Origin of the sequence: Pseudomonas entomophila (assembly GCF_023277925.1) — a bacterium.
GTDB classification, from domain to species: domain Bacteria; phylum Pseudomonadota; class Gammaproteobacteria; order Pseudomonadales; family Pseudomonadaceae; genus Aquipseudomonas; species Aquipseudomonas entomophila_D.
The window spans coordinates 2,141,299-2,166,042 of sequence record NZ_CP063832.1 but is presented as its reverse complement, the minus strand read 5'-3'; the positions used below and the strand labels follow the sequence as shown (position 1 = coordinate 2,166,042).

Sequence of the window (24,744 nt, the reverse complement as noted above, 5' to 3'; positions counted from 1 at the left end):
CGACTGTTCTAGGCTCAGGCCCATGTTCTTCATTGATGGAAGGTAGCCCCCGATGGATTTCGCCTATTCGCCCAAGGTCCAGGCACTGCGTGAACGCGTCAGCGCTTTCATGGATGCATACGTCTACCCGGCCGAGCCGGTGTTCGAGCGCCAGGTCGCCGAGGGCGACCGCTGGCAGCCCACGGCAATCATGGAGGCGCTCAAGGCCAAGGCACGCGCCGAGGGGCTGTGGAACCTGTTCCTGCCGGAATCGGAGTATGGCGCGGGGCTGACCAACCTTGAATACGCGCCGCTGGCCGAGATCATGGGCCGCTCGCTGCTGGGCCCGGAGCCATTCAACTGCTCGGCGCCGGACACGGGCAACATGGAAGTGCTGGTGCGCTACGGCAGCGAGGCGCAGAAGTGCCAGTGGCTCGAGCCGCTGCTACGCGGCGAGATCCGCTCGGCGTTCGCCATGACCGAGCCGGACGTGGCCTCGTCGGACGCTACCAACATGGCCGCCACCGCCGTGCGCGACGGTGACGAATGGGTGATCAACGGCCGCAAGTGGTGGACCTCCGGCGCCTGTGACCCGCGCTGCAAGGTGATGATTTTCATGGGCCTGTCCAACCCGGATGGCCAGCGTCACCAGCAGCACTCGATGATCCTGGTGCCCACCGACGCGCCGGGGGTGAAGATCGTCCGCCCGCTACCGGTGTTCGGCTATGACGACGCGCCCCATGGCCATGCCGAGGTGCTGTTCGAGAACGTGCGCGTGCCTTATGAGAACGTGATCCTCGGCGAGGGCCGTGGCTTCGAGATTGCCCAGGGCCGTCTGGGCCCAGGCCGCATCCACCACTGCATGCGCTCGATCGGCATGGCCGAGCGCGCCCTGGAGTTGATGTGCAAGCGTTCGGTGGAGCGCACCGCCTTCGGCCGGCCGCTGGCACGCCTGGGCGGCAACGTCGATAAGATCGCCGACTCGCGTATGGAGATCGACATGGCCCGGCTGCTGACCCTCAAGGCCGCGTACATGATGGACACCGTCGGCAACAAGGTGGCGCGCAGCGAGATCGCCCAGATCAAGGTGGTGGCGCCGAATGTCGCGCTGAAGGTGATCGACCGGGCCATCCAGATGCATGGCGGGGCGGGGGTCAGCGGTGATTTCCCCTTGGCGTACATGTATGCCATGCAGCGCACCCTGCGCCTGGCCGATGGGCCGGACGAGGTGCACCGGGCGGCGATCGGCAAGTACGAGATTGGCAAGTACGTGCCGAAGGAGATGCTGCGTAGCAGTCATTGATCTGGCAGAAAACCCGCTTTGGCGGGTTTTTTGTTGTTCAGTATCGGGGGTGAAAGTGCGAATGCGCCGCCTTTGATGTAGGACGTTTCCTTGGTTGCTTCCGCTGGCTCCAGCGCCACCGTTGAGCTGCTAGCGTTCGGCGTTTTCCGCGCACAAGGAAACGCCGCATGGCAAGGAATAGCTTCAGGCGCAGCGCATCGGGAGCCCGCCGATGAATCTGCGCATCGTTATCTTCGGCAAGGCACAAGGCCTCGATGGCGACCGTACCACCACGGGCGCCACCTGCATCGGCAAACGGGCGGCGGGCAATGTGAACGGGGGCGGCTGGTTGCTCGAGGGCGACTCGACCACGCCCTGCCCACGCTGCGGCCTGGTGGGCACACTTATCGATGGTGACCCTCGCTTCCTGCAGGACGGCGTGCCCACCGTCGTCGACGGCGCGCGCGTGCGCTGTGGTTGCCCGCTGGGCAGCAATCGCCTGATAGCCCTGCTGGGCGAGATGCCCAGCCTGGCGCGCGGGGCGTCGACGCCGGTATCCGGCGATTCCCGGGCTGTCCCGCGTGGCGTTGTCGAACCGCCCATGCCCGTCACCCACGCCGCTTCTGCGCCGCCCTCCGTACTGCAACCTGGGTTCTACATCGTGCCGCGCAGCATGACCGGCGAGCAGGTGCTGCAACAACTGGCCACGATGCAGGGCACCCTGCCCATGTCGCTGGTGCGCCGGCTCAACCCCACCTTCGACCAAGGCTTCAAGGCCGGCGAGCTCTTCGTGCTCGGTGCCGCCGACAACAGTTTCGCCTGCACCCGCGAAGAGGCCGATTTGATGGCTGCGGCGCGCAGCGCCCGTGAGTCGCTGGCAATCCTCAGCGAGGAAGAGGCCGACTTCATGATGCAACACATCGGTGAAGTCGCCGGGGTGCTCAGCGGCGCCAGTCTGTCCATGGGCGTAGGCAAGGACATGCTGGCGCGGGGGATAGGGCAGGTGGGGGACACGCTCAAGGGGATCGAGCGGCTGCACCAGCGGGAATTCGCCTTGCACCGGCATTTGAACAGCCCGCAATTCTTCGCTGAGCGCAAGGTGTTGTATGAACAGTTGAATGCGCAGTTGCGCAGCGCGTTTCTCGGCAAGTACCTGGACCTGGGCAGGCATGAAAGTCTGCGCAAGGGGTTGGGGATCTCCACGAAAAGCCTGGTGCACCACTGGTCCAAGGCTGGCGCGCCGGGGGCGATACCGGGGTATGCGACGCATTTGGATGAAGTGGCGAAGATGGCGAAGTACTTGAAGTATGGGGGGCATGTGGCGGTGGGGATAGGGGCGACATCGTCGTATATGAAGATCTATGAGGCTTGCCGCGCGGGGGAAACCGAGGAGTGTAAAAAGGTCAGGCTTACTGAATCTGGCAGCTTTACAGGAGCCCTTGGTGGAGGAGCCGTGGGAGCCTGGGGCGGACAAATGGCAAGTAAATACGTTTGCTTTTTGGGCCCCTTGGGGAAAGCCGTCTGTGGAATCGCGATGGTCGGAACAGGCTCCTTTGTGAGTAGTACTGTTTTTGGACAAGTCGGAGAGAAAGTTGGAGAGGTAATTTACGAGGCTGTCTATGATTGACTTGAGCCATTGGTCGGCAGGCTTGAGGATTGCGATACTATTGTTTCCGTTTGCGAATTTGCTTGTCAGTGTTGTGATAATTACGCATATGGCTTCCTCGAAACAATTCGATGTCATGTGCGCGGCACTTCAGCGGAGTCAATGTCTACGTGAGGAGCTGAAGAGAGGGGGAGGCTATACTTTGAAGTTTCGATCTATGACGGTTAGTGCTATGACGGGTGAGCTGTTGTGGCCGGCTTTAGCAATTCGAAGAGGTAGTCTGAATGCGGAGGATTATCGTGAGTTTCCGGACTATCTCAAGAAGCGTATGAAGGTTGCAGCTTATTGTATTTTTATTGCCTTGAGTTGGTCGGTATTTATTGTGCTTTTTGTTGATGTGGCTCGCTAATAAAAGCTGTGGGTGCGTTTGTGATTGATCTGAGTGATTGGCCGATAGATCTAAAAATTGCTTCAATGCTGGTTCCATTTTTTATCATGTTCTCGGGCTTGGCGATTCATATGCATATTGCTATCTCGCACCACTTTGATGTGTTGTGCGCAGCACTTCGGCGAAGTAAATGTCTGCGTGAGGAACTTGGGCGAGGGGGTGCCTATACTTTGAAATTCCGAGCGATGACGGTTAGTGCGATGACAGGTGCTCTGTTGTGGCCGGCGCAATCAATACGACAAGGTGATTTGGATCCGCAGGACTATCGAGAACTTCCGGATTATCTAAAAAGGCGTATGAAAATCGCCATGTGCTTTATGGCTATTGGTATGGGCTGGATATCGTTTATTGTGATTTTTGTTGAGTTCAAACGTGCATGATGCATGTCTGATGGCCACAGCGCCAGCGTGTGACTGGTTCTTACCTGGGAGCGGTTTCCTAAGAGTCTTCGGCGACTGATGGTGATTTCCGCATGGTTGTCTCTTGTCGGTTTTTTGTGGTTGGTGCTTGCTGCTGGGTTGTTGACGTTCGCACGATCAGACTGATGGACTTACCATTTTTCGACACCTTAAAAATAGGTTTCATGAGGCTTGCCGTGCGGATTTAACTGTGAGATTGCAGCGATCGGGGCATGTTCCTTCGGGGAGGTGAAGCTCGGGGGAAGGGCAGGCGAATTGTTGTGCGAGGCTGCTTATGATTGACTTGAGTTGGTGGCCTGTGAAACTAAGAATAGTGTTACTACTCGCTCCTTTCGGTGTTGGACTGGTCGGGCTTGCAATTGAGCTGAATATCGCAGGTTCGCGACATTTCAAGGTGATGTGCGACGCGCTGCAGCGAAGCGAAGGTCTTCGTGAGGAGCTGAAAAATGGCGGGGCGCTGACGCTAAAGTTTCGACTGATGACGGTGAGCGCCATGACGGCGGGGATGGTTTGGCCAAGACTAGGTATTCGTCAGGGGTGGCTGAATCCGCAGGATATTCATGATCTTCCGACCTACTTGAGAAAGCGCATGAAGTTAGGTATGTATTGCATGCTTATAGCTCTCGCCTGGATGGCTTTCGTTGCACTTTTAGTCGAGTTTAGGCGTGCTTGATATCCCCGTTGGAGAGGATCATTCGATGGAACGAGTGAGGACTGAATCAGGAGAATGGTGGTGCTAACTGGTTTGTGAGGCTGCATATGATTGATCTAAGTGAATGGTCTGTTGGTTTAAGGTTAGTGTTGCTGATCGTCCCCTTTCTGTTGTTGATTGTTGGGATCCTCATAAATGCCTACATTGCATGCTCGCGTCAATTCAATGTCATGTGTCGTGCATTTGGTCGGAGTAGCGGCCTTGAAGATGAGATCCTCCTTTGGGGGACAACGAGACTGAGGTCGCGCATGCTCATCGTGAACGCCATGAGTCTTGCTTTTATATGGCCATCCCTAGGGCTTCGTCGCGGCTGGTTGAGTCTTGAAGATAGTGATGAGTTTCCGAGTTTCTTACGGCGCAGCATGCAGCTAAGCAGTTACTGCTTACTTGTCGGCTTGGGGGCTCTGTTTCTTCTGACTTCATTCGTGAAAGTCACAAAGTCTTGATTTCCCAACATGTGTCAGTGAAAGACCCGTGGTAGCGGGTCTTTCAGTTTCGGGTCATCGGGGCGACATCAGACCCCAGCCGCCAGCTTGGCGCTCACCTGCCGACGGCGATAAGCGCTGTCCCGGCTGGCCAGCCACCAATACAGCGGTGAGGTGATCGCCAGCCCCACCAGCCACGACAGGTCGGCGCCATTGATATGTGCGGATACCGGCCCGACATACAGCGGCGTGTTCATGAACGGGATCTGCACCGCGATGCCCACCGCGTAGGCGATCAGCGCCTGTGGGTTGTAGCGCCCGTAGATGCCGCCATCGACCTTGAAGATCGACTGGATGTCGTAGTCGCCTTTATGGATGACATAGAAGTCGATCAGGTTGATCGCCGTCCACGGCACCAGCACCACCAGCAGCACCAGCACCATGTCGACGAAGTGGCCGATGAAATCCGCCGAGGCGAATACCGCCACCACGCAACACGCGGCCAGGACGATCAGCGACAGCACGGCGCGGCTCTTGGCGGTGGGGATCCAGCGGTAGGCGAAGGTCTGCACCAGGGTGATGATCGACAGCACCGCGCCGTACAGGTTGAGGGCGTTGTGGCTGATCACGCTGAGCAGGAACAGCACCAGCATGACCGGGCCAAGGGTGCCGGTGGCCAGCTTGACCGCGTCCATGGTGTCCACGCCGGCTGGGATCGCCAGCACCGCGACGGCACCGAAGATGAACGACAGGCTCGAACCCAGGGCCGAGCCCAGGTAGGTGGTCCAGAAGGTCGAGGAGACTTTCACGTCGGCCGGCAGGTAGCGCGAGTAATCTGACACATAGGGCGCGAAGGCGATCTGCCACAGCGCCGCCAGCGATACGGTGGCCAGCCAGCCGGCCAGGTTGAAGCCGCCACGGGTGAGGAAGTCGTCGCTCTGCACGTGGCTGAAGATGTAGCCGAAGCCGACCACGATACCGATGCCCAGCACCCAGGTGCCGATGCGGTTGAGCACGTGGATGAAGCGGTAGCCGATGATGCCGATGATGCCCGAGCCCAGGGCGCCGACGACGATGCCCACCGACACCGGCACGGCGTCGACCACCCCGTGCAGCGACTTGCCGGCCAGGACGATGTTGGAGGCGAAGAAGCCGATGTACATCACCCCGGCGATCACCACCACCAGCAGCGCGCCGAGCGAGCCGAACTGGGCGCGGCTCTGGATCATCTGCGGGATGCCCATCTGCGGGCCCTGGGCCGAGTGCAGCGCCATCAGCACGCCACCGAGCAGGTGCCCGACCAGGATCGCGATCACCCCCCAGACCAGGTTCAGGTGGAACAGCTGCACGCCTAGCGCGCCGGTGACGATGGGCAACGGCGCGATGTTGCCGCCGAACCACAGTGTGAACAGATCCCTTACCTTTCCATGGCGGTCTTGCGGCGGCACGTAGCCGATCGTGTGTTTCTCGATGAGGGGTGCCGAATTGGCTGCACTGGTCATGACTGACTCCAAGGCAAGGAGGGGCAACCGCGGGTGCCCGGGGGCGTGCCGGCAAAGGGCGACGCGTTCTTGTTGGCGCGATGATGGGGGGCGGGCGGGGAAGGGGAAATTAGTAAATTTGTGCTCATCGGCCTTAAAAAACCTAAGGCTGGCGGGAGATTGAGCGGGGGATGGCGGCGAGGACGGTGACAGGTGGTTGCGGGGGGCGCAGTGAGCATTACTGGGGCACAAGAACGTCATGCCCGGCCCGGCCCATTCGCCGGCAAGCCGGCGCCTACCGAGACTTGCGTTGTACCCGTAGGAGCCGGCTTGCCGGCGAACCAGGCACTGCGCGCTACATTGGCAACAACCGGTCCTGGATCACCTCTTTCATCACCAGCGTCGAGCTCAGCCGCTTCACATTGGGAATGCTGGTCAATTGCTCGTCATAGAGCTTCTGGAACGCTGGCAGGTCCTTGGCCACCACATGCAGCAGGTAGTCTGGGTCGCCGAACAGCCGCTGCGCCTCGACGATCTGCGGGATCTCGCTCACCGCCGCCTCGAAGTCCGCCACCGGCTGGCGGGTGACTTCGCGCAGGGTCACGAATACCAGGGCGGCGAAGTTTAGGCCCAGGGCGGCGGGGGCCAGGCGCGCGTGGTAACCGAGGATCGCGCCGGACTCTTCCAGCGCTTTGAGCCGACGATGGCAGGGCGACAGGCTCAAGCCCACGCGTTCAGCCAGTTCGGTCACCGACAGGCGCCCATCTTTTTGCAGCTCGGCAAGGATTTTTCGATCAGTTCGGTCCATGGAGGAAGAATCTTCCAGGTTTCAGGGTGATGTGGGGAATATACGAAAGAAAATTCCCGTACGATATCCGTAATCTTTCTTTCAACGAAACCTGTGTGAAAGGAAGATTCCAAGTGGCCATGAGTGTATTGGCGGCGTTCTGGGCCGTGTCGTTCCTGTTCGTGATCAGCCCCGGCGCGGACTGGGCCTATGCCATCTCTGCCGGCATGCGCGGGCGTTGGGTGCTGCCGGCGGTGGTGGGGATGTTGTCGGGGCACTTCCTCGCGACCCTGGTGGTGGCGGCCGGGGTCGGCAGCCTGATCGCCGGGCACCCGCTGGCGTTGACCCTGCTGACGCTGGCCGGCTGCACCTACTTGCTGTGGCTGGGCGGCAACCTGCTGCTCAGCCCGTCGGTGCCCCAGGCGGGTGAGGATGGGGCGGGCGACTCCGGGTCACGCTGGGCGTTCAAGGGCTTCTGCGTGAGCGGGATGAACCCCAAGGTGTTCCTGTTGTTCCTGGCGCTGCTGCCGCAGTTCACCGACCCGCAGTCGAGCTGGCCGGTGCCGGCGCAGATCCTGCTGCTGGGGCTGGTGCACCTGTGCAGCTCGCTGGTGATCTACCTGATGGTCGGGTATGGCGCCAAGGCGGTGCTGCGCACCCGGCCGGCGGCGGCGCGGGTGGTGGGGCGGTTGTCGGGGGGGGTGATGATCGCGATTGCGCTGGGGTTGGTGGTCGGGCAATTGCGTTGAGGTGCATCCCTTTCAGGGGCTTTGGGCGCAGGGGGCGTGACCACGTCAGGGCCCCCCTCTGCCCGGCGCTACCCTTGCAGCGCCGGTGAGGCCAAGCGCCGCCCGCGCGGCGCTCGATCTCAAGCGCGCTGCAAGCTACCCTCTGGCACCTGAAGCCCGCCACAGCCACTGGTCCAGGCTCAACCGCCCAGCGCCTTTCAACAGCAACGGCAACAACGCCACCAGGTAGATCAGCGGCAGCTTGTAGTTGCCATGCCCCTGGTCGGTGATTGCATAGCCCTGCGCCAACTCCGCCAGGCCCGACCATTCGGCCGGCCAGTGCACAGCGGCGATCGCCACCACTGTCACCGCCATCAGTACCGTGGCGGCCAGGCGCGTGCCAAGCCCCAGCAGCAACAGCAATGGGCAGATCAGCTCGGCCCACATCGACAACTGCCAGTTCAACTCGGCTGGCAGCAGGTTGAAGGGGAAGGGGAAGCTGGCCTGCAGGTCGGCGAACCAGTTCGTGCCGTTGAATTTCTCCAGCCCCGATTCGAAGAACTCCCAGGCCAGGAACAGTCGCAGCGGCAAATCGGCGCCCCAGTTGCCAAAGCGGTCGAGGACGGTGAACGGGCGAATGAGGGTAGCGGTCGGCATGAGCGGCTCCTGGGATCAATGGGACAGTGACAGTGACGGTGTGGCGCGGCGCAGGCGAATCACCTGCTTGGCGACCAGCTTGAGGGCGATGGCGGCGAACATCAGGGCGAAGGCCAGTGGGTACCAGCCCCCCATCGGGATTCGTGTGTAGAACGTCAGGCAGAACATCCCGGCCAGCACCCACGACCCGGTGGCATGCAGGCCTTTCCACAGGCGTGGGCCAAGCAGGCGCGTGGGGGCCTTGAACGAGGTGAGGGCCAGCAACAGGATGAACAGGTAGCCCAGTGAGCCGGGGAGGTTGGCCAATGCCGTGCGTCCCGCCCAGAACAGCTCGGGGTACTGCCGGGCGTACAGGTAGATCAGCACCCCGTGCACCGTGTGTGAGAAGGCGAAGGCCAGGCCCAGGTAGCGGCGCTCGCGCAGCAGGCGCCGGCTTGCGGCGCCGGGCAGCAGCACGGCCAGCGACGAGGCCAGGAAGGTCAGCAGGAACAACACGAACGAGCTGCGGGCGGTGGCGCGGATGCCGCTGCGCAGGCCTTCGGCCCCCTGCGGGTGGGCGAGCAGCACCGTGGCGGTCAGCAGCAGGGTCAGGGCCGCGAGGGCGGCGAACAGCTTCCAGCCAGAGGGCAGGGCTTTCATCAGAGGGTCCCCGGTGTGTGGCGAGGGCAGGCAGCCTTCGTGTTCCAGTGGCGGGGAGTGTGTGGGGGGCGGGTATCGGCAGTGTGTCGAGCAGACCGGGTTTATGTATCGCTGTGTAGGCGGGCGTTGCCCAGGCCGGCGCGCTGCGCCAGTATTACCCGTTCGATTCCAGTGGACCGCACCGGTGACCCGCCCGCTCATCCTGCCCCTCGCCGAGAACTACCGTCACGGCGAGCACATCGCCCCGCACTGCCACGACCGTGCGCAGCTGATCCATGCCATCAGCGGCGTGGTCACGGTCAATGCCCGCGAGGGCAGTTGGGTGGTGCCGCCCGGGCGCGGGGTATGGGTGCCGGCGGCCACCGAGCATGAGTTGCGGATGTCCGGTGTGGTGCGCATGCGCACCTTGTTCATCGACCCTGGTGCGCGCCCGGATCTACCTGGCCAGTGCCAGGTGATCGAGATTTCGCCGTTGTTGCGCGAGCTGATCATCCGCGCCATGGACATCGCCCCCGAGCCTGCGCCCCAGGGCCGTGACGCGCGGATCCTGCAGTTGATCCTCGACGAGATCCGTGTGTTGCCGGTGTTCGCCCTGCATGTGCCCAGCCCTCGCTCGGCCGTGTTGCAAGCCCTGAGCGAGGCCCTGCGCCAGGCACCGGAAGAGGACTGGAGCCTGGCCCGTGCCGCCGCCCACTGCGGGCTCAACCCACGCACCCTGACCCGCGCGTTCCAGCGCGAAACGGGGCTGAGCCTGGTGCAGTGGCTGCGGCGCATGCGCCTGCTGGCCAGCCTCGATGCCCTGGCGGCCGGGCGTTCGGTGCTGGCGGTGGCGCTGGACCTGGGCTACGACAGCCCCAGCGCGTTCAGCGCCATGTTCCGCCGCACGCTGGGGGTGTCGCCCTCGGTCTACTTCGGCCGGGCCGGCGAGCGCTGGTAGGCCAGCCCAGGCGTTTGCTCCCAGCCGCCACCCAGGGCGGCGAACAGCTTCACCTCTGCCAGCAACTGCGCCAGGCGATCGTTGATCAGGCCCTCCTGGGCGTTGAACAGCGAACGCTGGGCGTCGAGGAAGGTCAGGCTGCTGTCGATGCCGGTGCGGTAGCGATGCTCGGCCAGGTCGTGGTAGCGCTGGCTGGCCGCCACCAGGTCGCGCTGGGCCTGCAGTTGGCGTTGAAAGGTGGCGCGGGCGGCCAGGCCATCGGCGACCTCCTGGAAGGCGCTCTGGATCGACTTTTCATAGCGCGCCACCTGGATGTTCTTCTGCACCTTGGCGTAGTCGAGGCTGGCGCGCAGGCTGCCGGCATTGAACAACGGCAGGTTGATCTGCGGCTGGAACAGCCAGGTGCCGGAGCCGGCGTCGAACAGGTCGGCCAGCTGGCGGCTGCTGGTGCCGGCGTTGGCGGTGAGAGTGATGCTGGGGAAGAACGCCGCGCGCGCCGCGCCGATATTGGCGTTGGCAGCCCGCAACTGGTACTCCGCCTCACGGATGTCCGGGCGACGTTGCAGCAGGTCTGCCGGCAGCCCTGCCGGTACCCGGGCGATCTGATCGTCTGCCAGGGGCAGCGCCGGCAGGCTGGCGCTGACCTCGGCACCGACCAGGCGGTTGAGCTGGTTCAGGTCCTGGGCGGCCAGGCGGGTGTAGCGGGCCACGGCGGCGCGGGAGCTGTCGACGCGGGTGGTGGCCTGGATCGCGTCGAGGGCCGAGAGGGTGCCGGTGCGGCGTTGGCGTTGAGTGAGGCGCAGGCTCTGTTCGTCGGCTTGCAGCGTCTGGGTGGACAGCGCCAGCAGCTCCTGGTCGGCGCGCCAGCTCAGGTAGGCGCTGGCCACGCTGGTGACCAGGCTGAGCTCGGCGCTGCGCCGGCCCTCGTCGCTGGCCAGGTAGGTCAGCAGCGCTTGGGCGCTGAGGCTGCGCAAGCGGCCGAACAGGTCCAGCTCGTAGGCGCTGATGCCCAGCGTCGCCGACTGCTGGCTGCTGATCATGCCTTGGCTCCCGGTCCTGCTGCGAGGTAGGTATTGGCGCTGGCCTTGGGCGTTGGCGGCGACCTTGGGCAGTAGCTCGGCGCGCTGGATGCGGTACTGGGCGCGGTAGCCTTCGACGTTGAGTGTGGCCACCCGCAGGTCGCGGTTGTTGGCCATGGCGGTGTCGAGCAATTGGCGCAGTACCGGGTCATGGAACACGGCCTGCCATTCCCGCGGCAGCGTCGAGGCTGGCGGCCCCCCGCGGTAGGCGACACCACTGGGGTAGTGGTCGGCGCTGGGCGAGCTTGGGCGCTGGTAGTCCGGGGTGAGGGTGCAGCCGGCCAACACGGTGGCCAGCAGGGGCAGGAGCAATCGGGGCATGCAGGGCTTCCTGGGGTCAGGCACCTGCCATCCAGCGGGCCAGGCCGTGGCGGCCGCTGACCCCCAGTTTGGCCGTGGCGCGCTTGAGGTAGGTTTCCACGGAACTGTTCTTCACATTCAGGCGCTGGGCCATCTGCGGCACGGTGCCACCGGTCAGCAGGCCGATGCAGACTTCCTGCTCGCGCGTGGACAGGCGGACCGCCTCCTGGTTCAGGCGCTCGCCGAATACATGACGCAAAGAGCTGGCTTCATCCGGCGCCTCCACACTGGGCCGACGCAGGCAGGCTTGCTGGAGCAGGTGCGCGTGGTGCTCGACCAGTGGCAGCAAGGTGTCCGACAGGCTCTTGAGCAACGACAGTTCGCTCAGGGAAAAGCCGCGCTGGCTCGGCAGGCGCTGGAAGCAGATGACCCAGCGGCGGTCGCCATTGCAGGACACCAAGTTGCACTGGTGGGCGTTGCGCCGGGGGTGCCGGGCACTGGCCTGGGCGTTGATCTGGATCAGCAGCGGGTCCTGCATGCACAGGATGCTCTGCAGCAGTGGATGACGCAGGTGTTCCTGGATAGGCAGGTCATGGTGCAGGCCGGCGCTGCCCAGCACCTTGATCCGGCTGATGCTGGCCGGGTCGTTCTCGAGGGTCCATTCGCTGAGGTCGAGCCGATGGATTGGCACCTGGTTGCTGACCAGCAGGAGCATCTGTTCGGCGAAATGCTCATCGCCGGTGCTGGCAATCAGTTCACCCAGTTGCAGGTACAGGTGCGGGTCATGACGGTGTTCGAGGCTGTCAGTCAGCTTCATGGTGTTGTCTTCCTTGATCGGGTGTCGCGGCGGGCGGGTCTTGCGACCGAGTCCTCTCTGTGTTTCGGGAGTGGGGGCTATTGAATCGCAGCCGCCGAATGCGCGTCTGTAGTGGAAACCGGGGACAGAAAATGCCAGCTAACCCGACTGAAATACTGGGCCTTGGGAGAGGCGGTTTTTGTCTGGCGTGTCAGCTTGTCAGGTGATTGGCATCAGAAAGCAGCCATTTTGCTTCCGTTCGCGGCAGCAGGAGTGACGAGTAGGTCAGGGGCGTTATAGGGGTGTAGTCAATGTCCTACAGGAAATTCAGCGCACTCCGGCTGAGCGTTTTTCCGCCGTCGATGTCCGGGTTTCGGGGGCCATACAGGGGGATAGGGGGGTGTTTGAATCCGCGCAATCACTCTGTTCCAAGGACGATCCAAGCCCATGTTCGCCGCCGACACTTTCCCCTTGACCTGCGCGCAGCGCGACATCTGGCTGGACCAGCTCGGCCACGGTGACTCGCCGCTCTATAACATCGGTGGTTATGTCGAACTGGATGGCGCGGTCGACCGCGAGCGCTTGCAGCGGGCCCTGACTCACCTGGTGGCCGTGCATGACGCGCTACGCACCGTGCTGGTGTCCACGCCAAGCGATGACGGCTTGCCACGCCAGCGCTTCGTGACGGGCCTGCACGTCGCGCTGGCCGAGCACGACCTGACCGGCCAGCCCGATCCAACTGGCGCGGCCCATGCCCTGATCCAGCAACAATTGCAGCAGCCATTCAGCCTGGGCGATGGCCCGCTGCTGCGTGTCGCCTTGATTAGCCTGGGCGGGCGACGACACCTGCTTGCGGCCCAGGCCCATCACCTGATCCTCGACGGCTGGGGGTTCGAGCAGTTCTTCCATCAGCTGGGGCAATTCTACGGCTTGCTGGAGCAAGGCGCGCCGTTGCCACCTACGGCGCCGTCCTACGTGGCATTCATCGAGCAAGACCAGGCCTACCAGGCTTCGCCGCGACATCAGCGCGATGGCGACTACTGGCTCGACCGGTATCGGCAGTTGCCGGATGTGCTGTTGCGCCCGCGCGAGCGTGGCCCGGTGCGGGCGGCTACGCCCAGCCAGGCACTGCAGCGCAGCTTCGACCCTGACCTGCTGGCGCGCATGCAGCAGTTGGCCGCGCGGCTGCAGGCATCGCCCCTGCATGTGTTGCTGGCGGCGTTGCACGTGTGCTTCTGCTGCGGCGGCCAGCGTGACGAGTGGGTGGTCGGCCTGCCCGTGCGCAATCGGGGCACTGCCTTGCACAAGGCGACGCTGGGGTTGTTCGCCCAGGTCAGCGCGTTGCGCATGGACTTCGGCCGCACGCTTGCGTTTGCCGACCTGGTGCAGGCCATCGCCGGCACCCTCAAGCGCGACCTGCGCCACCAGCGCTTGCCGATGACCGAGCTTAATCGCGGCCTGGGCCTGTCGCGCGAGGCGCGCGCGCAGTTGTTCGAGGTGACGGTGTCATACGAGGAGGAGGGCAATGACCTGTTCTACGGTGCCTTGCCCACCCATACCGTCAAGGTCAGCAACGGCCACGAGCCAACGCCGCTGTCCATCTACCTGCGCAGCAACCGCCACAATGGCAAGGCCTGGCTGCACCTGGTGCACAACCTGGGCTGGCTGGCGCCCGACGAGGTCGAGGCGCTGACCGGTCGGGTGCTAAAGGTGTTGGACCAGGGGCTGGAGACGCCGCGACTTCGGGTCGACGCGTTTGAACTGCTGATTGACCGCGAGCGCGAGCAACTAGGCAAATGGAATGCCACCGCTACCGCTGGCCAGGGCGAGCCATTGATCCACCGGCGCATCGAGGCGCAGGCGGCCTTGCGCCCGCACGCCACGGCGCTCCTGCAGGAAGGCCATGGCCTGAGCTACGGGCAGTTGAACCAGCGCGCCAATGCGTTGACGCGGCGCTTGATCGAGCTGGGCGTCAAGCCGGAACAGCGGGTGGCGGTGGCGGCGCGTCGTGGCCTGGACACCGTGGTGGGCTTGTTGGCGGTGCTCAAGGCCGGCGCGGCTTATGTGCCCATCGACCCGACGCACCCCCGCGAGCGGCTGGACTACCTGCTGCAGGACTGCGCCCCCCAGGTGCTGCTGACCCAACCCAGCCTGCGCGAGCGCTTTGCCGGGCACACGCTGCCGATCATCGAACTCGACCTTCCAGGCAGCGAGCCCGAGCCGGCCACCAATCCCCAGGTGCAGGGGCTGGCCGCGGATAACCTGGTGTACGTGATCTACACCTCAGGCTCCACCGGCCAACCGAAGGGGGTGATGGTCGAGCACCGCATGCTGGCCAACCTGGTCGACTGGCATTGCGCCACCTTCGACCTGCACGCCGGCAGCCACGCCTCCAGCCTGGCGGGTTTCGGATTCGACGCCATGGCCTGGGAGGTCTGGCCGGCCCTGTGCGCCGGCGCGACGCTGCACTTGGCCCCCGTGCGCGAAGGCGGCGAGGACATCGACGCCTTGCTGCGCTGGTGGCGCGAGCAACCGCTGCAGGTGAGCTTCCTGCCCACGCCGGTGGCCGAGCATGCCTTCGCCCAGGGGCAGGCCCATCCGACACTGCGCACCTTGCTGGTCGGTGGTGATCGCCTGCGCCGGCTGGCCCGCGAGCGCGGCTACCAGGTGATCAACAACTATGGCCCCACCGAGGCCACCGTGGTGGCGACTTCCGGCGAGGTTCAGGCGGGCGGGGCGCTGCATATCGGCAGACCGATCGCCAACACGCAGTTGCATGTGCTCGATGAGCGGCGCCGCCCGCTGCCTGTCGGGGCTGCCGGCGAGCTGTACATCGGTGGCCTGGGCGTTGCCCGGGGCTACCTGAACCGCCCCGAAATGACTGCCGAACGCTTCATCGACGACCCCTTCGACCAACGCCCCGGCGCCCGGCTGTACCGCACGGGCGACCTGGTGCGCTGGCTGGCCGATGGCACCCTCGAGTACCTGGGGCGCAACGATGACCAGGTGAAGATCCGTGGCGTGCGGGTGGAACTGGGCGAGATCGAGGCGGCACTGGCGACCCACGAGGCGGTGCGCGAAGGTGTGGTGCTGCTGCGTGACGGCCAGTTGGTCGCCTGGTACATCGCCGAGCGGGACGTGGCGCCTCTTCAGTTGCATGAGCACTTGCGTGGTCGCCTGCCGACCGCGCTGCTGCCGACGGCCTACATGGCGGTGCCGGTGTGGCCCCTGACCGCCAATGGCAAGCTTGACCGTCGTGCCTTGCCGGCACCGGACGTGCACGCCGCGCTGCGCCGCGCCCACGAACCGCCGCAAGGCGATGTCGAGCAACGCCTGGCGGCCCTGTGGGCCGAACTGCTGCATGTCGAACAGGTCGGGCGACAGGACCACTTTTTCGAGCTGGGCGGCCATTCGCTGGTGGCCGTCCAGTTGATCGAGCGCATGCGCCAGGCGGGGATGCACGCCGATGTGCAGGTGCTGTTCGGCCAGCCGACCCTGGCCAGCCTGGCCGCCTCGGTCAGTGGCATGCCGGTGGCGGCGGTGCCGGGCAATCGCGTGCCGACGGACTGTGCGCGGATCACGCCCGGCATGCTGGCCTTGGCCGAGCTTGGTCAGGCCGATATCGAGCGCATTGTCGCGGCGATCCCCGGGGGCGCTGCCAATGTGCAGGAGATCTACCCGTTGGCGCCCTTGCAGGAAGGCCTGCTCTATCACCACTTCACCGACGCCCGCGACCCCTACCAGCAGCACGCGTTGTTCGCCTTCACCGGCCACGCCGAGCTGCTGGCGTTCAGCCAGGCGCTGGAACAGGTCATCGCGCGTCACGACATCCTGCGCACCAGCCTGGCCTGGGATGGGCTCGAGCAGCCACAGCAAGTGGTGTGGCGCCAGGCGCGGTTGCCGTTGACGGTGCTTGAGCCGGGCCAGGGTGATGCCGTCGCGTTGTTGCGTGGGCGTGAAACCACGCTGGACCTACGCCAGGCGCCGATGCTGGCCCTGGCCGCTGTCGAGGATCGCGCCAACGGGCGCTGGCTGGGCATGCTGCACTTCCATCACCTGGTCAACGACGCGGTGTCGGTGCAGGTGTTGCTGGCGGAACTGGAAGCCTTGATGACGGGCCAGGGCCATGCCCTGGGGGCGCCGGTCGCCTATCGCAACTATGTGGCCGTCAGCCGCGCCCCTGAGCGCCAGGCGGGGCACGAGCGGTTCTTCAAAGCGCTGTTGGCGGGTGTGGAGGCACCGGCGAAACTGGCGGGGATGGGTGAGGCGCTGGACACGCAGGTACTGGAAAGCGCCGCGATGGCCGTGCCTGAACCACTGGCCAAGGCGTTGCGGCGCTTGGGGCGCGCCCACGACGTCGGGTTGGGCAGCCTTTTCCACCTGGCTTGGGCCTTGGTGCTGGGGGCACTGGGGGGGCGTGACGAGGTGGTGTTCGGCAGTGTGCTGCTGGGCCGCACGATGGCCGGCGAGGGTGCTGACCGGGCATTGGGTATGTTCGTCAACAGCCTGCCGGTGCGGGTGATGATGAAGGGGCTTGACGTTGGGGGCGCGTTGCAGGCAACCCACGCGCAGTTGGCCGCCTTGCTCGGCCATGAAGATGCGCCTCGTGTACTGGCCCAGCGTTGCAGCGGCCTGCCGGCTGGCGTGGCGTTGTTCGACTGCCTGCTCAACTACCGCCACGGCCCGGCGCCGGATGCGCGCAAGCTGCCAGGGGTGACACTGGTGGACGCCAGTGAAGTCCACAGCCATGCCCTGGTGCTCACCGTGGACGACGCGGGCGATGACATCCAGCTCAATGTGCGAGCGCCCCATGAGTTAGGGGCGCAGCGTGTGCTCGGGCATGTGGCCTGTGCCTTGCGGCAGTTGGCCGAGGCGCTGCAAAGCGACCCTGGGCGGGCACTGGCGTCGTTGTCGACGTTGCCGGAGGATGAGCGCCAGCAGCTGTTGTCGACGCTCAACGCCACCGCCACGCCCCTTGATCCGGCGCACGTGCATTGGCCGGCCCTGTTCGCCGCCCAGGTGCGGCGAACCCCGCACGCCGTGGCGCTGCAAAGCGAAGAGGCGCAGTTAAGCTACCGCGAGCTCGACGCCCAGGCCAACCGTCTGGCGCATCACCTGATTGGCCTGGGCGTGAAGCCTGACAGCCGGGTGGCCGTATGCATCGAGCGCGGCGTGCACCTGATCGTCGCCCTGCTGGGCGTGCTCAAGGCCGGCGGCGCCTACGTGCCGCTGGACCCAGGCTACCCCGACGAACGCCTGCGCTACATGCTGGCGGATAGCGCGCCATTGGCGGTGCTGGTGCACGGTGCGACCCGGGGCCTGTTCGAGCCTTCGCCCACCTTGGTCGACCTCGACCAGGACAACTGGCAGGCTCATTCGGAGCAGGCCCCGGGTGTCGGGCAACTGAGCGGTGAGCACCTGGCCTATGTCATGTACACCTCCGGCTCCACCGGCACGCCCAAAGGCGTGATGGTCGAGCACCGAGGCCTGTGCAACCTGATGCACTGGGGGTCGACACTGTGCCCGCCACAGGCCGATGGCGCCTTGTTGCAACGGGCACCGTTCAGCTTCGACGGCTCGGTCTGGGAGCTGTTCTGGCCTCTCTGCGCCGGGCTGCGCCTGGTCCTGGCGCGCCCGGACGGGCACCGTGATCCGGCCTACCTTGTGCAACTGATCCAGGCGCGCCGGGTGACCACGGTGAAGTTCGTCCCTGCGTTGTTGCATGCGTTCCTCGAAGCGCCGCACGTCGAGGGCTGCACCAGCCTCACCGATGTCTTCTGCGGCGGCGGCGAGCTGACCCTGGCCCTGGTCCGTCGCTTGCGCGAACGCTTGCCCCAGGCACGCCTGCACAATGTCTATGGCCCGACCGAGGCCACCGTCGACAGTACCGCCTGGACGCTGGAGCCGCACCAGCCACTGCCGGAGCAGGCACCGCCAATCGGCAGGCCGATCGGCAACACCCGGTTGTACGTGCTCGACCCCCATGACCGGCCGGTACCGTTGGGGTGCATCGGCGAGTTGCATATCGGTGGTATCGGTGTTGCGAGGGGATACCTGGGCTTGCCTGAGCTGCAAGCGGCGCGCTTCATTGCCAGCCCGTTCGTCGCAGGCGACCGGCTGTATCGCACGGGCGACCTGGTGCGCTATCGAGCCAACGGTGACCTGGAGTTCCTCGGGCGCAACGACTTCCAGGTCAAGCTCAATGGCTTGCGGATCGAGCTGGGCGAGATCGAAGCGCTGCTGGCCGCCCACCCGGCCCTCGGCCAGGCGGTGGCACTGGTCCGCGATGAACGCCTGGTGGCCTATGCCGCCTGTCGGGAGGGCCATGCGGCGCCGGCGCTGGAGGCCCTTCGCAGCTACCTGCTGGCGCGCTTGCCGGCCTACATGGTGCCTTCGGCCTATGTCATCCTCGAACAGTTGCCGCTGAGCCCCAACGGCAAGATCGATCGCCAGGCGCTGCCGACACCGGGGCCGGAGGCGGTGATCAGCCGCACCTACCAGGCGCCGCGCGACGATCTGGAGCAGGCCCTGGCGCAGATCTGGACCGAGGTGCTGAAGATCGAGCAAGTGGGGCGCGACGACAACTTCTTCGAGCTGGGCGGGCATTCGCTGCTGGCGGTGAACCTGGTGGCGCGCATGCGTCAGGCCGGGCTGCACACCGATGCACGCATGCTGTTCAGCCAGCCGACGTTGGCGGGGTTGGCGGCGCATACGCGTCGGGAAGACACCCAGGTGCTCATCCCCAAGACCACCATCCCCGGGCTGGGCGGGCGGCGCCGGCTCTGAGTGGCGCGCATGGGCCGGCTGGTTTCGGCGGCGAGGATGGGACTATTCTTGCCCCATGACCACCCAGCCTCCCCAACGCCACCCCTGCCCACCGGGCGCCTGCGACTGCGGCCGCGAGCGCCTGGCCGACGCCCCGGCCCGGGACCTGCGCATCCTGCTGCTCACGCGGGAGGAGGAAAAGCGCCTGCTCGAGCGCCTGGAGAACCTGAAGGACTTGGACGACCTCCGGCGCCTGCAAGCGAGGTTGTACGAGAACCTCGGTATCCGCGTGCACATTGCCCCGGGCTTCAACGAGGTGCGCAGCATGCGCGGGATCGTCATCGAGCTGCAGGCGCAGGTCGGCCTGTGCCGCAAGACCCGCCAGTCGATCCCGGCGGCGATCCGCCGTGGGCTGGAGCGCAACCCGCAGGTGGCGTTCCGCCTGCTCGATGCCCACGACCTGCTACGCGATGCCTGAAAGCCCCAACGCATCGCCGCCAGCTTGATGCCGAACCACGGAAGCGCCGTAGTCGGTCACGCCGAGCATGGGGAGGTCTCCTGGTCGAGGGCGCTGGATTCATGCCACCATCCGCGGTGCTTGCAAAGCCGCTTCGAGGTGTTCGCAGGTAATTTTCTTCCTTTGCTCTTCGTATTCAGGAAAGCCGCCCTGCGCCTGGCGCGTTCGGCCCTCATCATTCAAGGAGACAGGCAATGACTTCCGTTTTCGACCGCGACGACATTCAATTCCAGGTGGTGGTCAACCACGAAGAGCAGTATTCCATCTGGCCTGACTACAAGGCGATCCCCAATGGCTGGCGCGCGGTCGGCAAGAGCGGCCTGAAGAAGGACTGCCTGGCCTACATCGACGAGGTGTGGACCGACATGCGCCCGTTGAGCCTGCGCCAGCAGATGGCCGAAGCCGCGGCGCAGTGAGCCTGTCGACACTGAACCTGCTGTGCCTGCCGTACTCGGGCGCCAGCGCCATGGTCTACAGCCGCTGGCGGCGCAAGCTGCCGGCCTGGCTGCAGGTGCGGCCGGTGGAGTTGCCGGGGCGTGGTGCGCGCCTGGGTGAGCCGTTGCACACCGACCTGCAGGCGCTGGCGCGGCAGTTGGCCCACGAGCAGCGCGCAATCGCCAGCACCCCCTACGCGCTGCTCGGGCACAGCCTGGGCGCGCTGGTGGCGTTCGAGCTGGCCCATGAGCTGCAAGCGTTGGGCTGCCCGCCACCGGTGGCGCTGTTCGCTTGCGGCACGGCCGCGCCGACACGTCGGGAGGACTACGACGGCGCCAACTGGCGTGAGCCCAAGAGCGACGCCGAGCTGATTGCCGAGCTACGCAAGTTGGGGGGCACGCCCGAAGAGGTGCTGGCCAACGAAGAGTTGATGGGGTTGACCCTGCCGGTATTGCGCGCCGACTTTCTGCTCTGCGGGCGCTATGCCTATCGCCAGCGTGCACCGTTGAGCTGCCCGCTGCATGTGCTGGGTGGCAAGGACGATCGAGCCTGTGAAGAGCAGTTGCTGGCTTGGCGCCGAGAAGCGACGGGCGATTTCTCCCTGGCGCTATTTCCCGGCGGGCATTTCTTCATCCACGAACACGAAGACGCCGTGCTGAAACAGATGACGGGCACCTTGCAACCGATCAGTCAGCCATTGTCACAACTCACCTGCAACTGAAGCCCCTTGGGCCCCTTCGTCCTCGGCGGTTGATTGACGTCGCTTCCGGTCTGGGTGAGGCTTGGGCCTTTCCCAGGCAGGAACGGACCATGCTGATCGACGCTTCTCAGGCCACATTGCTGGTGGTCGACATCCAGGAAAAACTCATCGGCGCCATGAGCGACCCCGAAGGCACACGCGCCCGGGCGCGCTGGTTGCTGGCGGCCACCGCGGAGCTGGAATTGCCCACGGTGATTTCCGAGCAGTACCCCAAGGGGCTGGGCCATACCCTGGCCGAACTCAAGGCCGCGTCACCTGCCGCCGAGGTTGTCGAAAAACTGCATTTTTCCTGCGTCGCCGCTGAATGCCTGCCGGCCAGCCTGCTGGCCCGCGACCAGGTGATCGTCTGCGGCATGGAAACCCACGTGTGCGTGCTGCAGACGGTACTGGGCCTGCTTGCACGGGGCAAGCAGGTGTTTGTCGTCGAGGATGCCTGCGACAGCCGCACGCCCGCCAGCAAGGCGGCGGGGCTGGCGCGCATGCGCGATGCGGGGGCGCAGATCGTCACCCGTGAGATGGTGTTGTTCGAACTGCTGGGCAGCGCCAGCCATCCGTTGTTCCGCCATATCAGCAAGACCTACCTGGTCGGTGAACAGCCCTGAACGGGCGTCTGCTGGCGGCCGGGCTGTTGTGCCTGGCGCTGCTGCAAGGGTGCGCAGGGCGCCGTGAGGAGGCGCCTGAAAGCGCCCCGGCCAAGGTGCGTGCACAGCTCGTGCGCCTGCTGCCGGCCCAGGTCAAGGACCGCCAGGGCTGGGCCGAGGATATCCAGGTAGCCCTGCAGAACCAGGGCATCGCCCCGAGCAAGGGCAACCTGTGCGCGGTGTTGGCAGTGACCGAACAGGAGTCGACCTTCAACGCCGACCCGCAAGTGCCGAACCTGGGGCGTATCGCTCGCGCGGAGATCGATAGGCGCGCGGCGCGCCTGCACATTCCAGGCGTGCTGATCGAAGGTGCGTTGCGCACGCCTTCGGCCAACGGCCAGACCTACCAGCAGCGCCTGCAAAGCGTGCGCAGCGAGAAACAGCTCAGCGCCCTGTATGACGAAGTCATCGACCGCCTGCCGCTGGGGCGCACCCTGCTGGATGGGTTGAACCCGGTGCACACTGGCGGGCCGATGCAGGTCAGCATCGACTTCGCCGAGCAGCATGCCAAGGGCTACCCCTATACCTACAAAGGCACTATTCGTCAGGAGGTGTTCAGCCGTCGGGGCGGGATGTACTTCGGTATCGCCCACCTGCTGGGGTATCCGACCCATTACGACCGGGCCCTGTACCGCTTCGCCGATTTCAACGCGGGGTGGTACGCCAGCCGTAACGCCGCGTTCCAGGCCGCGTTGAGCCGAGTCAGCGGGGTGCCGTTGGCGCTGGATGGCGACCTGGTCGCACCGGGGGCGATCATGCCGGGCACCACCGAGCGGGCGGCCCGCAAGCTGGGGCGGAAGCTGGGGCTGCGCAATCCGCAGATCCGCGCTCAGTTGGAGCGGGAAAACAGCCTGGGGTTCGAGGATACCGAGCTCTATCGCCAGGTGTTCGCCCTGGCCGAGGCGAAGGCCGGCAGGGCACTGCCAAGGGCGGTGTTGCCGGGTATCGAGTTGAAGAGCCCAAAGATCACCCGCAAGTTGACCACCGCGTGGTTTGCCGGGCGGGTCGATGCACGTTACCAGCGCTGCATGCAGCGCTGAGGTGTTCGCGTTTTGGTCGCGTGTTGGCGGCCAGGCGCCAGGCGGTAGCCTTGCAGTGTTCTTGAGAACGAGCGCCGCGCAGGCGGCGCTTGTCCTTATGGGCGCCGCAAGCCCCGTTCACTTTTCCCGCAACGTCCGTTCGATGACTTCCACGAATGCCCGCACCAGCGGGCTACGCTCATGCCTGCGGGTCAGCACCAGCAACGGCACCGTGGCGCCGGGCTCGTCCAACGGCAGGTAAGTCACGCCACTGCGCACCAGCGTGCGCGTGCACTGCGGCACCACCGCCACACCCCGGCCTGCGGCCACCAAGGCGATGATCGAGGTGATCTGCTTGCCGGTTGGTGCCGGCCGGGGCGTCAACCCGTTGCGCCGGTAAAGGGTCTGGATGATCTCGTTCAGCCCCGACCCATAATCGCTCGGAAACGCGATCAGCGGATAGGCGCTCAGCTCGGCCAGGGTCACCTGCGCCTGGCGGGCGAGGGGGCTGTCGCTGGCAATCGCCGCCACCAGCGGCTCGTTGTCCAGACAGATGGCCTGCACCTGCGAATCGTCGCCCGGCGGTTGCATGCGGCTCATGCCAATGTCCAGGCGGCCCTCGACGATCTGCGACCACTGGGTGCTCGACGCGCCTTCCTCGACCGTCAGTTGCACATCCGGATAAGCCGAGCAGAACGCCTGGATGGTGTGGCTGAACACATCCGACAGGGCGATCGAGCTGGCATAGCCGACCGCCAGGTGGCCCGCCGAGCCCGCCGCCAGCTTGCCGGTGATGGCGGCTGTCAGGTCGACCTGCTCCAGCACGGCTCGCGCATACGGCAAGAAATGCAGGCCTTCGGAGGTGAGGGTGACATTGCGGGTACTGCGGTCGAACAGGCGGAAACCCAGCTCCGCTTCCAGCGCCGAGATCTGCCGGGTCAGCGGGGGTTGGGCGATGTGCAGGCGCGAAGCGGCGCGGCCAAAGTGCAGCTCGTCGGCGACAGCCAGGAAATAGCGCAGGCGGCGGAGGTCGATCATCTTCGTCCTTGAGTATCAATCGGTCGGAATTCGGTATTGGATCCAAACAGCGCCCTATCTTATAAAACCTGCAAATTTTCACGAGTGCTGTCATGCGTTTTCCTGCGAAATTTCCTCGAATCGCGCTGTTTCTTGCAGGGTGCGCCGCGTTTCTCAACCTCTATGCCACCCAAGGGCTGCTGGGCGAGTTGTCGGGCACTTTCCCGATCACGCTGCATCAGGCCAGCTGGAGCATCACTGCCACCATCCTCGCCGTGGCCATCACCGCGCCCTTCGTCGGTTGGCTGACCGCTCGCCGCGCGCAACACCGGGTGATTGCCGGGGCCGCGCTGCTGCTCGCGCTGCCCGCCGTGCTGGCGGCCTGGGCGGGCAGTTTTGGCGAGTTCCTGCTCTGGCGTGGCGTTCAGGGCCTGTTCATTCCCGTGGTGTTCGCCACCAGCGTTGCCTATATCGGGGTGCACTGGGAGGGCAGTGCGGTGCCCGAAGTGACCAGTGTCTACGTGGCAGGCACGGTGCTCGGTGGTTTCTGTGGGCGTTTCCTGACCGGGCTGGTTACCGAACTCTACGATTGGCGCATGGCCCTGACCGTGCTGGGTGGCCTGAGCCTGGCCATCGGCGTGGCTATCGCTGTGCTGTTGCCGCGCGCTGCCCCCACTGCGCTGCATCAACAGCGAGTCCCGCCTGGCGAGCTGTTCGGCAAGCCGCTGCTGGGCGCCTATGCGGTGGGTTTCTGCGTGCTGTTCGCCCAGGTCGCGACCTTCACCTACGTTGGCCTGCACCTGGGGCAGGCGCCGTTCAACCTGGGCACTGCGGCGCTCGGCTCGATCTATGCGGTGTTCCTGCTGGCGCTGGTGGTGGTGCCGGTGGCCGGGCGGCTGACCAAGGCGCGGCCGCAAGGCGACTTGATACGGGTCGCGGGCTGCCTGGGTATCACCGGCTCGGCCCTGGCCCTGTCGCCCTCGCTGTGGCTGATCGTGGTTGGCCTGGCACTCAGCTCGACCGGGGTGTTTCTGGCCCAGGCGGCCGCCAATGCTTTCATCACCGCCAATGCCAGGCAGCACAAGGCCGCCGCGGTGGGGTTGTACCTGGCTTGCTACTACCTGGGCGGCAGCTTTGGTGCCTTCGTCCCGGGCGCGCTGTGGGAGCAGTGGGGCTGGCCGGGCTGTATCGCATTGATCGTGATGTTCCAACTGATGCCGTTGCTGATTGCCCGGGGTAGCTGGCGATACGCCCCGGCCCCCGGCCGTCCCCACCGGCAATTGCAATGAGCCTTCTTTCCCTAGCGCTCGATTCA

The 24,744-nt window shown here is 65.1% G+C and carries 20 protein-coding genes; 13 read left to right on the top strand and 7 right to left on the bottom strand.

Going from position 1 to position 24,744, the window contains the following annotated elements:
• Positions 1-52 precede the first annotated feature (52 nt).
• From IM733_RS09335 to IM733_RS09320, 4 genes are all read left to right on the top strand, one after another.
• Positions 53-1,282, top strand: a complete 1,230-nt coding sequence (locus IM733_RS09335) for an acyl-CoA dehydrogenase (protein WP_248920598.1) — start codon at positions 53-55, stop codon at positions 1,280-1,282.
• A gap of 211 nt (positions 1,283-1,493) precedes the next feature.
• Positions 1,494-2,888, top strand: coding sequence for a PAAR domain-containing protein (locus IM733_RS09330; RefSeq protein WP_349292552.1), 1,395 nt, complete (start codon positions 1,494-1,496; stop codon positions 2,886-2,888).
• Between the two features lie 408 nt (positions 2,889-3,296).
• Positions 3,297-3,695: a hypothetical protein gene (locus IM733_RS09325; protein ID WP_248920597.1), complete on the top strand. Its 399-nt coding sequence runs from the start codon at positions 3,297-3,299 to the stop codon at positions 3,693-3,695.
• Positions 3,696-4,008: 313 nt separating this feature from the next.
• Positions 4,009-4,407 carry a hypothetical protein gene (locus IM733_RS09320; protein WP_248920596.1) on the top strand — a complete coding sequence of 133 codons (399 nt, stop codon included), beginning with the start codon at positions 4,009-4,011 and terminating at the stop codon, positions 4,405-4,407.
• 553 nt (positions 4,408-4,960) lie between these two features.
• Here IM733_RS09320 and IM733_RS09315 read toward each other — a convergent pair.
• Both IM733_RS09315 and IM733_RS09310 read right to left on the bottom strand, forming a co-directional pair.
• On the bottom strand, positions 4,961-6,373 hold the full coding sequence (locus IM733_RS09315; RefSeq protein ID WP_248920595.1) for a purine-cytosine permease family protein: 1,413 nt from the start codon (positions 6,371-6,373) through the stop codon (positions 4,961-4,963).
• A 334-nt stretch (positions 6,374-6,707) separates the two neighbouring features.
• Positions 6,708-7,160, bottom strand: coding sequence for an Lrp/AsnC family transcriptional regulator (locus tag IM733_RS09310; protein WP_011534480.1), 453 nt, complete (start codon positions 7,158-7,160; stop codon positions 6,708-6,710).
• A 113-nt stretch (positions 7,161-7,273) separates the two neighbouring features.
• On the opposite strand from IM733_RS09310, the gene IM733_RS09305 reads away from it, so the two are divergent.
• Complete coding sequence (locus IM733_RS09305; protein WP_248920594.1) at positions 7,274-7,888, top strand: LysE family translocator; 615 nt, start codon at positions 7,274-7,276, stop codon at positions 7,886-7,888.
• Positions 7,889-8,023: 135 nt separating this feature from the next.
• On the opposite strand, the gene IM733_RS09300 is transcribed toward IM733_RS09305, so the two are convergent.
• Positions 8,024-8,524, bottom strand: a complete 501-nt coding sequence (locus IM733_RS09300) for an HvfX family Cu-binding RiPP maturation protein (protein WP_248920593.1) — start codon at positions 8,522-8,524, stop codon at positions 8,024-8,026.
• 15 nt (positions 8,525-8,539) lie between these two features.
• Positions 8,540-9,163: a ferric reductase-like transmembrane domain-containing protein gene (locus tag IM733_RS09295; protein WP_248920592.1), complete on the bottom strand. Its 624-nt coding sequence runs from the start codon at positions 9,161-9,163 to the stop codon at positions 8,540-8,542.
• Positions 9,164-9,347: 184 nt separating this feature from the next.
• Here IM733_RS09295 and IM733_RS09290 point away from each other — a divergent pair, with 184 nt between their 5' ends.
• On the top strand, positions 9,348-10,100 hold the full coding sequence (locus IM733_RS09290; protein ID WP_248920591.1) for an AraC family transcriptional regulator: 753 nt from the start codon (positions 9,348-9,350) through the stop codon (positions 10,098-10,100).
• Here the strand turns inward: IM733_RS09290 and IM733_RS09285 are convergent.
• Both IM733_RS09285 and IM733_RS09280 read right to left on the bottom strand, forming a co-directional pair.
• On the bottom strand, positions 10,070-11,500 hold the full coding sequence (locus IM733_RS09285; RefSeq protein WP_248920590.1) for an efflux transporter outer membrane subunit: 1,431 nt from the start codon (positions 11,498-11,500) through the stop codon (positions 10,070-10,072). The two genes, IM733_RS09290 and IM733_RS09285, sit on opposite strands and share 31 nt — an antisense overlap.
• Before the next feature lie 16 nt (positions 11,501-11,516).
• The gene (locus IM733_RS09280; protein WP_248920589.1) at positions 11,517-12,296 is read right to left on the bottom strand and encodes a helix-turn-helix transcriptional regulator; all 780 of its coding nucleotides are present in this window, start codon (positions 12,294-12,296) and stop codon (positions 11,517-11,519) included.
• Between the two features lie 426 nt (positions 12,297-12,722).
• Between IM733_RS09280 and IM733_RS09275 the strand changes: the two genes are divergently transcribed.
• The 6 genes from IM733_RS09275 to IM733_RS09250 all read left to right on the top strand — a co-directional run bounded on the left by IM733_RS09275 (position 12,723) and on the right by IM733_RS09250 (position 22,433).
• Entirely contained in the window at positions 12,723-19,061 is a 6,339-nt protein-coding gene (locus IM733_RS09275) for a non-ribosomal peptide synthetase (RefSeq protein WP_248920588.1), read from the top strand.
• Positions 19,062-19,116: 55 nt separating this feature from the next.
• The gene (locus IM733_RS09270) at positions 19,117-19,518 is read left to right on the top strand and encodes a hypothetical protein (RefSeq protein ID WP_248920587.1); all 402 of its coding nucleotides are present in this window, start codon (positions 19,117-19,119) and stop codon (positions 19,516-19,518) included.
• A 233-nt stretch (positions 19,519-19,751) separates the two neighbouring features.
• Entirely contained in the window at positions 19,752-19,973 is a 222-nt protein-coding gene (locus tag IM733_RS09265; protein WP_011534470.1) for an MbtH family protein, read from the top strand.
• Positions 19,974-19,975: 2 nt separating this feature from the next.
• The gene (locus tag IM733_RS09260; protein ID WP_248921147.1) at positions 19,976-20,713 is read left to right on the top strand and encodes a thioesterase II family protein; all 738 of its coding nucleotides are present in this window, start codon (positions 19,976-19,978) and stop codon (positions 20,711-20,713) included.
• 89 nt (positions 20,714-20,802) lie between these two features.
• The gene (locus IM733_RS09255; RefSeq protein ID WP_248920586.1) at positions 20,803-21,354 is read left to right on the top strand and encodes a hydrolase; all 552 of its coding nucleotides are present in this window, start codon (positions 20,803-20,805) and stop codon (positions 21,352-21,354) included.
• Positions 21,351-22,433 carry a DUF1615 domain-containing protein gene (locus IM733_RS09250; protein ID WP_283107535.1) on the top strand — a complete coding sequence of 361 codons (1,083 nt, stop codon included), beginning with the start codon at positions 21,351-21,353 and terminating at the stop codon, positions 22,431-22,433. Before IM733_RS09255 ends, IM733_RS09250 begins: the two co-directional genes overlap by 4 nt.
• Positions 22,434-22,550: 117 nt before the next feature.
• Here the strand turns inward: IM733_RS09250 and IM733_RS09245 are convergent, their stop codons facing one another.
• A complete protein-coding gene (locus tag IM733_RS09245) occupies positions 22,551-23,450 on the bottom strand; it encodes a LysR family transcriptional regulator (protein WP_248920584.1) in 900 nt (299 codons plus the stop codon).
• Positions 23,451-23,542: 92 nt separating this feature from the next.
• Between IM733_RS09245 and IM733_RS09240 the strand changes: the two genes are divergently transcribed.
• The gene (locus IM733_RS09240; protein ID WP_248920583.1) at positions 23,543-24,718 is read left to right on the top strand and encodes an MFS transporter; all 1,176 of its coding nucleotides are present in this window, start codon (positions 23,543-23,545) and stop codon (positions 24,716-24,718) included.
• The last annotated feature ends 26 nt before the right edge of the window (positions 24,719-24,744 follow it).

Excerpts from the sequence above, each read along its gene's own strand:
- IM733_RS09245 (WP_248920584.1), bottom strand. The coding sequence starts at position 23,450 with ATGATCGACCTCCGCCGCCTGCGCTATTTCCTGGCTGTCGCCGACGAG.
- IM733_RS09275 (WP_248920588.1), top strand. The coding sequence starts at position 12,723 with ATGTTCGCCGCCGACACTTTCCCCTTGACCTGCGCGCAGCGCGACATC.
- IM733_RS09295 (WP_248920592.1), bottom strand. The coding sequence starts at position 9,163 with ATGAAAGCCCTGCCCTCTGGCTGGAAGCTGTTCGCCGCCCTCGCGGCC.
- IM733_RS09255 (WP_248920586.1), top strand. The coding sequence starts at position 20,803 with ATGCTGATCGACGCTTCTCAGGCCACATTGCTGGTGGTCGACATCCAG.
- IM733_RS09270 (WP_248920587.1), top strand. The coding sequence starts at position 19,117 with ATGACCACCCAGCCTCCCCAACGCCACCCCTGCCCACCGGGCGCCTGC.
- IM733_RS09310 (WP_011534480.1), bottom strand. The coding sequence starts at position 7,160 with ATGGACCGAACTGATCGAAAAATCCTTGCCGAGCTGCAAAAAGATGGG.
- IM733_RS09280 (WP_248920589.1), bottom strand. The coding sequence starts at position 12,296 with ATGAAGCTGACTGACAGCCTCGAACACCGTCATGACCCGCACCTGTAC.
- IM733_RS09265 (WP_011534470.1), top strand. The coding sequence starts at position 19,752 with ATGACTTCCGTTTTCGACCGCGACGACATTCAATTCCAGGTGGTGGTC.
- IM733_RS09315 (WP_248920595.1), bottom strand. The coding sequence starts at position 6,373 with ATGACCAGTGCAGCCAATTCGGCACCCCTCATCGAGAAACACACGATC.
- IM733_RS09285 (WP_248920590.1), bottom strand. The coding sequence starts at position 11,500 with ATGCCCCGATTGCTCCTGCCCCTGCTGGCCACCGTGTTGGCCGGCTGC.
- IM733_RS09240 (WP_248920583.1), top strand. The coding sequence starts at position 23,543 with ATGCGTTTTCCTGCGAAATTTCCTCGAATCGCGCTGTTTCTTGCAGGG.
- IM733_RS09330 (WP_349292552.1), top strand. The coding sequence starts at position 1,494 with ATGAATCTGCGCATCGTTATCTTCGGCAAGGCACAAGGCCTCGATGGC.
- IM733_RS09320 (WP_248920596.1), top strand. The coding sequence starts at position 4,009 with ATGATTGACTTGAGTTGGTGGCCTGTGAAACTAAGAATAGTGTTACTA.
- IM733_RS09300 (WP_248920593.1), bottom strand. The coding sequence starts at position 8,524 with ATGCCGACCGCTACCCTCATTCGCCCGTTCACCGTCCTCGACCGCTTT.
- IM733_RS09335 (WP_248920598.1), top strand. The coding sequence starts at position 53 with ATGGATTTCGCCTATTCGCCCAAGGTCCAGGCACTGCGTGAACGCGTC.